Genomic DNA, 12,290 nt, shown 5'->3' with positions numbered 1-12,290 from the left:
AATAGTGCAGTGGTCCCACCTGAATCCATCTCGAACTCAGAAGTGAAACGCTGTTACGCCGATGGTAGTGTGGGGCTTCCCCATGTGAGAGTAGGACACTGTTAATATACAAAATTTGTGGAGCGGTAGTTCAGCTGGTTAGAATACCTGCCTGTCACGCAGGGGGTCGCGGGTTCGAGTCCCGTCCGTTCCGCCATTTATTTGATAGGGGGAGTCATTACTCGCTTTATCTTTAGGGGCGTAGTTCAATTGGTAGAGCATCGGTCTCCAAAACCGGGTGTTGGGAGTTCGAGCCTCTCCGCCCCTGCCATCATTTTATAATAGCCGATTAGTTATGCTAATCGGCTTTTTGCTTTTCTACTATTTGTATTTTCTAGCATGGATTCTGTTAAAATAAGAGGATAACTACTTTAAATAGGTTTTTTAATGAAAAAGCTAGATCCTATTATTGAACAATTTCTTGATACTTTATGGTTAGAACAGGGTTTATCTCAAAATACTTTGTTGTCATATCGGTTAGATTTAGAATTATTTTCGGTTTGGTTAGTTGAGCCGAGGGCGTTTTTAACATTAACGCATACTGATTTGCAGCTTTTCTTAGGTGATAGATTAGATAAAGGCTATAAATCTAGTAGTTCGGCTCGAATGATAAGTTGTTTGCGTAAGTTTTTTCGCTTTCTTTGTTTAGAGAAGTATCGTTTAGATGATCCAACTAGTATGTTAATTTCTCCGCGTAAGCGAGTACATTTGCCGAAATCGTTAAGCGAAGAGCAAGTCATGGGTTTACTTGATGCGCCTAATCCGTTAGATCCGATAGAATTACGTGATAAAGCGATGTTAGAGTTGCTTTATGCTACAGGTTTGCGAGTAACAGAGTTAATTTCGTTAACGATAGATAATTTGAATTTACGTCAAGGTGTGGTGCGTGTTATTGGTAAAGGTGATAAAGAGCGTTTGGTGCCAATTGGTGAGGAAGCAAGTTATTGGATTCAAGAATTCTTTGATTATGGTCGAATGATTTTACTTTCAGATCAGCAATCGGATGTGTTGTTTCCGAGTAGGCGCGCTAAACAGATGACCCGTCAGACTTTTTGGCATCGTATTAAATATTATGCAGTATTAGCGGGCATTGATGCTGAAAAACTTTCTCCTCATGTATTGCGTCATGCATTTGCCACGCATTTAATTAATCATGGTGCTGATTTACGTGTTGTACAAATGTTACTTGGCCATAGTGATTTATCTACTACGCAAATTTATACGCACGTTGCGAAAACGCGTTTGAAATCGATACATAAACAATTTCATCCTAGAGGTTAATCACTATTTTGTGGATTTTTATGTTGAGTCAATAAATCAACTAATTGATCTTCAAAGAAGACTAGTACGGTTCTTGTTCGTTGCCATACGGGAATTTTTGCTTGTTGGTATAGCTTTTTCATTTCTTCACTGTGTGGGTGTTGATAACGTTTTACTTTGCCTGTTTGGTGTAATTTTATTGTTAATGGTACGGTTCGAAGTGACTCAGGCAGTAATAAGCGGTTTGTTTTATGTGTTTGTTGGTAAATAATTTGCTGTGGTTGTCTGGTTAATTGTCCAAGATTATCTGGTAAATCGATGGTTTGATTGACTGATAATATTTGGCAGAAATGTTGAGTATTTGCTAATTGTGGTGTTAAGTAGAGTGTTTTTTGAAAGCGACGTAATGTCCAATTCTCCAGTCTTAGTTGTGGATTTTTATCCGTGGCCGAATTTAAGAAACCGCTTATAATTTGCTCGAATTGTGCGCTTGTTGGCATTGGTATATCGCATTTTGCTAGCCATAAGCGGATTAATTGTTGTTGTTTTAGGGGGGAGAAGTGTTTAAATTGACTAATTTGTAGGCTTTTTTCATCTATGTTAGCGTAGCGGTGTAATTCTTCATCTAATAATTCGGCTAGTAACTGTTGTTGTGCTGTGCAATGTTTGGCACTACGTGCAATCATTTGATTGAATTGTGGCCAACGTTGTAGTAGTAGCGGTAAAATTTGATTACGTAAAAAATTACGATCATAGTGGTTATTTTGGTTACTTTCATCTTCAATCCAGCATAATTGTTGTTGTTTGGCATATTGTTGGATATCTTTTTTAGTGGTGCTGAGTAGTGGGCGGAAAATAGTCATATTTTGGCGATGGCTCACTATTTGCATGGCACTCAATCCTTTCACTCCACTGCCTCTTTTCAATGCTAATAAAAATGTTTCAGCTTGATCATTAAGATGATGAGCGGTAGCTAAGATTTCATTTGCTTGAATATGCTTAGCAATAGCTTTATAGCGTGCAGTTCTAGCACCTGCTTCAATACCGGTGGATTTATCGACCGTAACCTTTTGTAAAATAAAGGGGATATTATACTGCTTACATAATGCTTCACAAAAGTCTGCCCAGTTATCTGCATTGGCGCTTAAACCGTGATGGATGTAGATGGCGCGTAGCGGTGTTGTGGTACGGCTAAATAGATCTAATAAGACGACAGAATCAATTCCACCACTGAGGGAAAGCAAAACATTTGGCTGTTGTGGGAAATGCTGTGTGAGCTGTTGTTGAAAACGAGACAGTAACATAGGTATTATTGACTTAATTAGCAAAATTAAAAGGTAATTCTACCGCTTTTTTAGCTTATCTTAGAATAATTTGTTAAAATTTAGCATATTTTATTTAGCAGAGAACAAATATGTTACATCAGGTTTCACACAACTTACTTACATCAAGTGGGCTTGAATTATCGCATTTAATGCAAGCATTAGATCAATTTTCAACACGTAAGATTGATTATGCCGATCTCTATTTTCAATTGAGTATGGACGAAAGTTGGTCATTAGAAGATTCAATTATTAAAGAGGGTGGCTTTTATATCGATCGTGGTTTTGGTGTCCGTGCGGTTTCAGGCGAGAAAACGGGTTTTGCTTATGCCGATCAAATTAGTTTTAATCAATTATTACAGTGTGCGCAGGCAGCTCGTTCAATTGATAATACGCATAGCCACTTAGCCATACAGTCGTTTAAACAAACGGTTGCTCCTCAGCGTTATGCTGCGATCAATCCGTTGGATAGTATTAGTCGTGAACAGAAAGTTGAATTATTACATTTAGTCGATCGCACCGCACGAGCTGAAGATAGCCGTGTGATGCAAGTGAATGCGGGTATTTCGGCGGTTTATGAAGAAGTATTGGTGGCTGCTACTGATGGAACTTTAGCCGCAGATATTCGACCGCTTGTGCGTTTGTCGGTTTCCGTATTAGTAGAAGAAGATGGCAAACGTGAGCGTGGTTCAGCCGGTGCGGGCGGTCGTTATGGGCTCACGTGGTTTTTTGAGCCTCAAGTACTTAATGGCGAAATGGTGGGCTATAACCGGGCAGAATTTTTAGCTAAAGAAGCGGTTCGTCAGGCATTAGTTAATTTAGGGGCATTACCTGCTCCGGCGGGCACAATGCCGATTGTGTTAGGCGCGGGCTGGCCGGGTATTTTATTACATGAAGCCGTTGGCCACGGTTTAGAGGGCGATTTTAATCGTAAGGAATCTTCGCTCTTTACGGGTAAAATCGGTCAGCAAGTTACTTCACCGCTTTGTACCATTGTTGATGATGGCATTATTGTTGATGCACGTGGTTCCATGACTATTGATGATGAAGGGGTGCCTTCGCAACGTAATGTTTTAATTGAAAATGGCATTTTGAGAGGTTATATCCAAGATAAATTAAATGCTCGTTTAATGGGTGTTGCACCAACGGGTAATGGCCGGCGTGAGTCTTATGCGCATTTACCCATGCCTCGCATGACAAATACGTATCTGACTGAAGGGCAACATAGTTTTGCTGAAATGATTGAATCGGTTGAATATGGTATTTATGCACCGCATTTTAGCGGTGGTCAAGTAGATATTACTTCTGGCAAGTTTGTTTTTTCTACCGCAGAAGCTTATTTAATTGAGAAGGGTAAAATTACTAAGCCGGTGACGGGGGCAACTTTAATTGGAAGTGGTATTGAAGCGATGCAGCACGTTTCAATGGTCGGTCGTAAAATGGAGCTCGATCCCGGCATTGGAACTTGTGGCAAAGAGGGTCAATCAGTGCCTGTTGGCGTGGGGCAACCAATGGTTAAGTTAGATAAAATTACCGTGGGTGGTCGAAGTTAAGGCATTATTTTGCTCTGTTTGGATAAGATAAAAAGGAAATAATATGGCGTGGCTACAAATTCGTTTAAATAGTACAGATAAATATGCTGAACAAATCAGTGATTTTTTAGAAGAAATAGGCGCAGTATCAGTTACCTTTATGGATAGTCAAGATACTCCGATTTTTGAACCGCTACCCAGTGAAACACGCTTATGGGGTAACACGGATGTAATGGGCTTATTTGATGCAGAAACAGATATGCAAGCCGTTGTTAGTGTGTTAATTACTAGCGGTCTTGTTACGGCTGATTTTGCCCATAAGGTTGAACAAATTGAAGATAAAGATTGGGAACGGGAATGGATGGATAACTTCCATCCGATGCAATTTGGTCAACGTTTGTGGATTTGTCCAAGTTGGCGTGAGGTGCCAGATGAGAATGCGGTAAATGTAATGTTAGATCCTGGTTTAGCATTTGGTACAGGTACGCATCCGACTACAGCCCTTTGCTTGCAGTGGTTAGATGGTTTGGATTTAACGGGCAAAACCGTGATTGATTTTGGTTGTGGTTCAGGTATTTTAGCCATTTCTGCCCTTAAATTAGGCGCTAAACAAGCGATCGGGATCGATATTGATCCGCAAGCGATACTAGCGTCGCAAAATAATGCGGCAGCTAACGGTGTAGCGGATCGGTTACAACTGTTTTTAGCGAAAGATCAACCGCAAGCTTTACAAGCAGATGTCGTAGTGGCAAATATTTTAGCTGGCCCGTTAAAAGAACTTGCTCCTAATATTATGACGTTAGTTAAGCCTCAAGGCTATTTAGGCCTGTCTGGTATTTTAGCGACTCAAGCAGAATCAGTTTGCCAAGCGTATGCGGCAGTATTTAAGTTGGATCCAGTGGTTGAAAAGGAAGAATGGTGCCGTATTACTGGCATTAAGCAATAGCATTTTTACTTCAGTAAAGCGGTCGATTAATTCAGATAATGTGTATTAATCGACCGCTTTTTTGTATTTTTATCAAGCTAATGCTTGGCGTAATTTACCTTGGTGTTGTTCAAGTAAGTGCAACGCTTCTGTTTTGGCTAGGCCACTTAGCATCATCATAATGGCCAATTTGGCGTTATTATCCGCTAGCGTAAGGGTTTTTTCGGCGGTTGCTAATTGACAGCCTGTTGCTTCCATCACAATTTTTATTGCTCGAGCTTGTAATTTTTGATTAGTGGCTTGTACATCAACCATTAAATTAGTATAGCATTTGCCAAGTAATATCATTGAAGCGGTGGTTAACATATTTAGCACTAGTTTTTGTGCTGTGCCAGATTTCATCCGACTTGAGCCAGTTAATACTTCGGCACCTACCACCGTTGTAATTGCAATATCGGCTATTGTGGCGAGCATTGAATTTGGATTGCTAGCAATCGCCACTGTTGTTGCACCAATGGTTTTAGCATAAGTTAAGGCTCCTAGCACGTAAGGAGTTCTGCCACTTGCTGCGATGCCAACCAGTATATCTTTGGCATTAAAATCGATCGCTTGTAAGTCAATTTGTCCTTGTTGGTGGTTATCTTCCACGCCTTCTATTGCTTGGCGAAGTGCGTTATTTCCGCCTGCAATAATGCCAACCACTTTTTCAGCAGAGACACCGTAAGTCGGTGGGCATTCGGCTGCGTCTAATACTCCTAAACGTCCACTGGTACCCGCACCAATATAAATTAAACGTCCGCCTTGTTGTAGGGCTGACACAATTTTTTCGACCGCTTGTGCAATTTGCGGTAAGCATTTTTCTACTGCAAGCGGTACTTGTTTATCTTCTGCATTGATTAATTTGACTAACTCAAATGGCGAGAGTTGATCAATCATCATTGAGGCAGGATTACGCTGTTCGGTGATCATTTGAGTGAGGCTATCAAGTAAATGTTGTTTCATCATTGTTTCAGTTTCAAGTTGGATTAAGCGGGATAAATAGCGCCTAAACAGACAGGTTGAGAGGCGCCTGTAACAGAAGGTAAATTACTTGCTTGGTTATGTATGCGTTGATGAGCCAGCCAAGCAAAAGCAGCAGCCTCGACATAATCGATATCTAAGCCATACGCGGTAGTGGTTGTTACTTTCCAGTTAGGTAATAATGTGGTTAGCCGTTGCATTAATAGGCGATTTTTGGCACCACCACCGCAGACCAATAATAAACTAGGCTTGTCAGTTTGCAGTGTCGTCAATTCATTTACCACTGCTTGGACGCTGAATTCTACTAAAGTACGTTGTACATCTTCTGCTACACAAGCGGGTAATTTTTCCAATTTTTGGGTTAGCCATTCAAGATTGAATAACTCTCGCCCAGTACTTTTGGGGGCGGGTTGTTGAAAAAAGGGCTCATCTAATAACATTGCTAATAGTGTGGTATTTACTTTACCGGTTGATGCCCATTCGCCATTGTGATCGTAATGTTTGCCTTGATGCTGTTCAATCCAGCTATCCATTAATGCATTGCCGACACCAACATCATAACCTAATGTTTGCTGATTGGGCATTAATACGGAAATATTAGCAATGCCACCTATGTTTAACACCACGGTTAAACGGCGGTGATCGGCAAAAATGCCTTGATGAAAAGCTGGTACAAGCGGTGCACCTTGTCCACCCAATGCGATATTTTTGCGTCGAAAGTCGCCTACCACCGTAATGCCTGTTTTGGCGGCAAGTAAATGCATATCACCGAGTTGTAGCGTAAAAGGAAATGCGCCACTTGGCGAATGCCAAACGGTTTGTCCGTGACAACCAATGGCTTGAATATCATGAGCATGCAGTTGATTTTGTCTTAGAAAATCATGTACACAATCGGTATAAAGTTGCCCAAGCTGGTGATCTATCTCTCCTAAATTTTGCAAACTGGTTTCACCTGTTTTCAGTAATTGTGTGAGCAATGTTCGCAAGTTTTCGGGCATTGGTGTAAAGCTAGAAGCGGTCAGTTTTGGCGGATTTTATGCAAAATCCATTAATGCGAGATCAACACCGTCTAGGCTAGTGCCGGACATAATGCCAAGGTAGAGGTTATTTTGCATAAGGCTTCATTGATTGGAAAATTTGTTGAATTATATCGAATATTGTGCTCAAAAGCGGTAATATCTTGCTTAATTTTTACAACTTTTATTGATTTATGCACCTTCAAAGACTTTTACTTATTCGTCGTTTTTTTTCGACATTAGCATTTTTTTCAATGCAAACGGTTTTTTTTATTTATCTACAAAAGAAAGGCTTGAGTAATGCTGAGATTGCGTTTTCGCTCTCTTTGTTGTTTTTTTGTAATCAAGCATTAGCTATTTTAGCGGGCATTTGGGGCGATCGGTATGGCTTAGCCAAGATGATGTTGTTAGGCTGTTTGCTTGATGTTTGTGCGTATGCTTTCTTTTTATCCGCCGATCATTACGCCATATTGCTGTTAGCAACAGTCTGTTTTGGTTTGGGCAGTTGTTTATTTAGCACGAATGCTAAGGCTTGTCTGTTAGCATTAGCCGGGGAAGAATATGCCGAGAAGACTAGGCTACAAGGCAAATATTTGCAAGTGACTTCAATGTCTTCAATGGTGGCCCCTTTGTTGGTTATCCCATTTATTAAGTTTGACCAAATTGCGTTGTTAATTTGGGTCTGCTTTGCGATTGAAGCGAGCTTATTTGTTTTGATGGTGAAGCCGTTTTATCAGATTCAAACAGCACAAACATTGGTTAAATTCCGTTTGGGGCAAATTAAGCAGATTCTTACCAAAGAGTTTTTATTTGTGCATTTAATGTTGTTTATTCCGCTATCAATTGCGACTTCTTTTTTTGTGATTTTTCCATTTTTATTTGATAACAAATTGGCTATGCCAGAGCATAGTCCAATCGCATTGTTTGTGAATGGTTTGCTGACAGTGTTATTACAGAGTTATTTTTCGCGAAAAATCAATTTAAACGCTAAACAAACGGTATGGGTTGCGCCGATCTTAGCTGCAGCAATGATTGTGCCGTGGTTTATTACATTGCATTATATTTCGTTATTTTCAGCTTATCTGTATTTAGTTATATTTACGGTGGTAGAGGTATATGCGTTAACGGCAATGGTGAATTTATTAGTAAAATTTGATAACGGCGTAAATCGCGGCTTTATTTTTGGCGCATCTCGGCTATTGTTATCAATTGCGACAGTAATTGTGATGAATTTAATTCCGCATTTATTTTTGGTGTAATGATGAATATGTTGCTTGTTTCATTGGGCGCTATTTTACGTTGGCAATTAGCGGTTTGGTTTAATCCCTTTTTGACTCAATTTGCATTTGGTACCTTGTTTGTGAATTTATGCGGTTGTTTTTTAATTGGCATTACGCTAGGTGTTAATTTGCAAGACGCACAAAAATTATTGTTTGTCACCGGTTTTTTAGGCAGTTTTACTACGTTTTCTAGTTTTTCGGCAGAGGTTAGTCAGTTCATTTTAAGCGAAAAATATTGGTGAGGATTAGCGGTAATTAGTGCGCATTTAATTGGCGGTTTAGTATTGACTATACTAGGGATTTTAGTGGCAAAATTTTGGGTAAGCGGTCGATTTTATTAACTTTTTAGCAAAAAGCCCTCAAGCTTATTTGCTGAGGGCTTTTTTATGGCGAGATTAAAATGCCATATTGGCGATTAACAAACCAAAGCAGATACTAAATACCATACTTAATAAACCAGGTAGCATAAAGCTATGGTTGAAAATATATTTGCCAATCTTAGTGGTGCCAGTGGTATCAAAGTCAATTGAGGCAATGATTGGGCCATAGTTAGGAATGAAGAAGTAACCATTTACGGCAACAAAGACCCCAATCATAACGGGTACTGGAATACCGATAGCAATTGCCAATGGGAAAAGTGTAGCAACGGTTGCCCCTTGGCTGTTTACTAAGATAGATAAAATAAAGAGCGCAAAAGCAAATGCCCAAGGCGCAGTTTCAACGAGGCCTGATACCATACTTTTCACTTCAGTTATATGGCTTTGCATTAATGTATCCCCTAACCAGGCAATACCAAAAATGGCGATAACTGCACGCATACCTGCATGGAATACAGAACCTTTGGTAATTTCGTTACCATTTGGTTTACAGAAGAAAATGATTAATGCACTTATTGTCAGCATAATAATTTCAATGGTGTGTGCCATTCCCATTGGTTTGCCATCAAAGATTGGTCGTAATGATGGCACTGCGCCCATTAATACCACTAATAAAGCGCCGAATAGGAATAAACTAACAGAAAGTTTTGCCGTTGGTTTAAGCTCGATGTTTGTTGAATCTGTGTTGGTATGGTTAGCTTTGACATATTCAGGATCTTGCAAACGGCGTTGATATTCTGGATCATCTTTAAGTTCTGTACCCATTTTATTCACGAATACACAAGCAAGTGCTAAGCCTAATAGGGTAGCAGGAATCGTTACCATTAATACATTAGGAAGTGTAATGCCTTGTGGTTCTAATAATGCCACTACAGCCACGACGGCAGCGGAGATAGGGCTAGCAACAATTGCAAATTGTGAAGCGATCACCGCCATAGAAAGAGGGCGCTCTGGGCGGATACCATTATGACGGCTTACTTCTGCAATAACAGGTAAGACAGAATAGGCTACGTGTCCCGTGCCTGCTAATACAGTAAAAGTCCAAGTGACTAATGGCGCGATAAAAGTAATGTACTTAGGATTACGGCGTAGGATTTTGGTCGCGATTTTGATCATATAATCTAAACCTCCAGCCGCTTGCATTGCAGCAGCTGCAGAAACAACCGCCATAATCATAAACATGACATCAATAGGCAAGCCCGCAGGTTTTAACCCGAAACCGAAAGAGAGAATCGCTAAACCTAAACCACCAAATACACCTAATCCGATGCCACCCACACGCGCACCGATTAAAATACATAGTAAAACTATGGCAAATTGTAAAAAAAACATCGAGGACATAATTTAATTACTCCATTGTAATTCAGTAAAAAAATCTCCATACTTGAAGAAATTATCCTTAGAGAGGAGAGCCTTTTCTATTTGTTTTACCTTACGTGAAAAGGTGGCTTAATATAGCAATAAATAAAACTAATCTCTAGCATATTTAATAATTAACTTTTTTTATGATAGGAAATAATATGCAATTTTCAAAAATGCACGGGCTGGGTAATGACTTTATGGTGATTGATGGGGTAACACAGAATGTTTATTTGACAGAAGATATGATCCGTAAATTAGCAGATCGTCATTATGGAGTCGGTTTTGATCAATTGTTACTTGTTGAGCCACCTTACGACCCTGAGCTTGATTTTCACTACCGTATTTTTAATGCAGATGGCAGTGAAGTTGCTCAATGTGGAAATGGCGCGCGTTGTTTTGCCCGCTTCGTTAGTCTAAAGGGCTTAATTAATCGATCAGATATGTATGTCAGTACTGCTAAAGGTAAAATGGTATTAACTTTAGTGGATGAAGAAAATGTGCGGGTAAATATGGGAGAGCCGATTTGGGAACCGGCAAAAATTCCATTTATTGCCAATAAATTTGAGAAAAACTACATTTTGCGTACTGATTTACAAACGGTGTTGTGCGGTGTTGTTTCGATGGGTAATCCGCATTGTGTGTTACAGGTGGACGATATTGAGAACGCCATTGTACATCAGCTTGGTGCTTTATTAGAGAAACATCACCGCTTTCCCGAGCGGGCGAATGTTGGCTTTATGCAAATCATTGATCGCCATCATATTAAATTACGCGTGTTTGAACGTGGCGTAGGTGAAACGAAGGCTTGTGGTAGTGGTGCTTGTGCTGCGGTTGCGGTTGGTATTATGCAAGGTGTACTAGATGCTAATGTGCAAGTTAGTTTGCCCGGCGGTACACTCCAAATTGAGTGGCAAGGCAAGGGTAAACCGCTTTATATGACAGGCACGGCGACGCATATTTATGATGGATTTATTAAACTATAGTTATTTTTATTGGCCATACAAGCGGGCAAATTGAATCTAAATTTGCCCGCTTATTATCTTTATCTTGCATATCAATGGTTATGCTCTTTCAACACCAAATGCCATTACTTCTTGGATATGGTTTGCGTTGAGGGCAAGCATAATTAAACGATCGACACCTAGTGCTACTCCAGAGCAATTTGGTATGCCAGCTTTTAAGGCGGCTAGAAAACGCATATCTAATGGTTGTGGTGGCAAATTCATCTGTTCGCGTAATTGATTATCTCGTTCAAAACGGTGTATTTGTTCTTTGGCATCATTTAATTCATGGAAGCCATTTGCTAGCTCTAATCCTTTATAGTAGATTTCAAACCGCTCAGCCACGCGATGATCTTCTGAGCTAATCTGTGCTAATGCCGCTTGTGATGATGGGAAATGATAGACGGTTGTGGGGCGTTCTTGGCCGATATTCGCTTCTACAATCTCGCTAAATAAAAATTGTAATAAGGTATCGCGATTTTCATCTTCGTCACAAGCAAAGCCGTGTTTGCGGGCTTTTTCAACTAATTGTGCACGGCTAGCGGACAGTGGGTCTAATCCGACATAAGTCTGGAATACAAATTGATAGCTATAGGATTCTATCGGCTCACAATCTAAGATTTGTTGTAACAAGTCATCTACTTCATTGATTAAGCGGTACATATCAAAATGGGGGCGATACCATTCTAACATGGTAAATTCTGGATTATGGCGTTTGCCTGATTCTTCGTTGCGGAATACGCGACAAAGTTGGAAAATCGAACTGCTTCCTGCCGCGAGTAAGCGCTTCATGTGGTATTCAGGGCTGGTTATCAAATGCAAGGTTTTTGCTTGTTTAGCAAAAGGTGAGAGAAATTCGGTACTGAAAGTAGAAAGATGTACATCAGTGACTGAGTATTCACTTAAAGCGGGCGTTTCCACTTCTAATACACCACGGTCAGTAAAAAACTGACGGATTTCTGCCATAATTTTGCTACGTTTTAATAATGTCTGGATAGAAGCGGTCGGTTGCCAATTAATCTTTGTTAAGGATGCGTCACTCATAAGTTGCCTTTTGCCATAAAAAACTGAATTTTAGCGATATTTTGTTATGCTTGTGAAGTGTAATTTGCGCTTTGGGTGGTTAGTGGGTCATAAGCGGTCTTTTTTAGCAGTT

General features: G+C 40.1%; 9 protein-coding genes, 2 tRNA genes, 1 rRNA gene and 2 pseudogenes. 9 read left to right on the top strand and 5 right to left on the bottom strand.

The window, feature by feature from the left end:
- The 4 genes from rrf to xerD all read left to right on the top strand — a co-directional run.
- Positions 1-107 (top strand): 5S ribosomal RNA (gene rrf, locus BMX01_RS07490); the annotation flags it as partial.
- Between the two features lie 12 nt (positions 108-119).
- Positions 120-196, top strand: a tRNA-Asp gene (locus tag BMX01_RS07485).
- Between the two features lie 38 nt (positions 197-234).
- Positions 235-310, top strand: a tRNA-Trp gene (locus BMX01_RS07480).
- A gap of 116 nt (positions 311-426) precedes the next feature.
- The gene (xerD, locus tag BMX01_RS07475; protein ID WP_064082385.1) at positions 427-1,320 is read left to right on the top strand and encodes a site-specific tyrosine recombinase XerD; all 894 of its coding nucleotides are present in this window, start codon (positions 427-429) and stop codon (positions 1,318-1,320) included.
- On the opposite strand, the gene tilS is transcribed toward xerD, so the two are convergent.
- Positions 1,317-2,603, bottom strand: a complete 1,287-nt coding sequence (tilS, locus tag BMX01_RS07470; protein ID WP_064082384.1) for a tRNA lysidine(34) synthetase TilS — start codon at positions 2,601-2,603, stop codon at positions 1,317-1,319. The two genes, xerD and tilS, sit on opposite strands and share 4 nt — an antisense overlap.
- Positions 2,604-2,713: 110 nt before the next feature.
- On the opposite strand from tilS, the gene tldD reads away from it, so the two are divergent.
- On the top strand, positions 2,714-4,174 hold the full coding sequence (gene tldD / locus BMX01_RS07465; protein WP_064082383.1) for a metalloprotease TldD: 1,461 nt from the start codon (positions 2,714-2,716) through the stop codon (positions 4,172-4,174).
- Between the two features lie 43 nt (positions 4,175-4,217).
- Positions 4,218-5,099, top strand: a complete 882-nt coding sequence (gene prmA, locus BMX01_RS07460) for a 50S ribosomal protein L11 methyltransferase (RefSeq protein WP_064082382.1) — start codon at positions 4,218-4,220, stop codon at positions 5,097-5,099.
- A gap of 72 nt (positions 5,100-5,171) precedes the next feature.
- On the opposite strand, the gene murQ is transcribed toward prmA, so the two are convergent.
- Together murQ and BMX01_RS07450 are read right to left on the bottom strand one after the other, a co-directional pair.
- Positions 5,172-6,083 (bottom strand): N-acetylmuramic acid 6-phosphate etherase, encoded by a 912-nt coding sequence (gene murQ, locus BMX01_RS07455; protein ID WP_064082381.1) that lies wholly within the window; start codon positions 6,081-6,083, stop codon positions 5,172-5,174.
- 20 nt (positions 6,084-6,103) lie between these two features.
- Positions 6,104-7,213 (bottom strand): annotated as a pseudogene (locus tag BMX01_RS07450) (anhydro-N-acetylmuramic acid kinase).
- Positions 7,214-7,308: 95 nt separating this feature from the next.
- On the opposite strand from BMX01_RS07450, the gene BMX01_RS07445 reads away from it, so the two are divergent.
- Together BMX01_RS07445 and BMX01_RS07440 are read left to right on the top strand one after the other, a co-directional pair.
- Positions 7,309-8,373, top strand: a complete 1,065-nt coding sequence (locus tag BMX01_RS07445; protein WP_064083387.1) for an MFS transporter — start codon at positions 7,309-7,311, stop codon at positions 8,371-8,373.
- A gap of 2 nt (positions 8,374-8,375) precedes the next feature.
- Positions 8,376-8,735: pseudogene (locus BMX01_RS07440) on the top strand (CrcB family protein).
- A gap of 54 nt (positions 8,736-8,789) precedes the next feature.
- Here BMX01_RS07440 and BMX01_RS07435 read toward each other — a convergent pair.
- Entirely contained in the window at positions 8,790-10,112 is a 1,323-nt protein-coding gene (locus BMX01_RS07435; protein ID WP_064083388.1) for an anaerobic C4-dicarboxylate transporter, read from the bottom strand.
- Between the two features lie 179 nt (positions 10,113-10,291).
- Between BMX01_RS07435 and dapF the strand changes: the two genes are divergently transcribed.
- Positions 10,292-11,116: a diaminopimelate epimerase gene (dapF, locus tag BMX01_RS07430; RefSeq protein ID WP_064082378.1), complete on the top strand. Its 825-nt coding sequence runs from the start codon at positions 10,292-10,294 to the stop codon at positions 11,114-11,116.
- A 78-nt stretch (positions 11,117-11,194) separates the two neighbouring features.
- Here the strand turns inward: dapF and epmA are convergent, their stop codons facing one another.
- Positions 11,195-12,178, bottom strand: a complete 984-nt coding sequence (gene epmA, locus BMX01_RS07425) for an elongation factor P--(R)-beta-lysine ligase (RefSeq protein ID WP_064082377.1) — start codon at positions 12,176-12,178, stop codon at positions 11,195-11,197.
- Positions 12,179-12,290: the final 112 nt, after the last annotated feature.

The sequence above is a fragment of the [Haemophilus] ducreyi genome (assembly GCF_900109315.1).
GTDB lineage: Bacteria > Pseudomonadota > Gammaproteobacteria > Enterobacterales > Pasteurellaceae > Haemophilus_B > Haemophilus_B ducreyi.
Note: the sequence above shows the minus strand (reverse complement) of the source record. Positions and strands in the feature narration are given on the sequence as shown.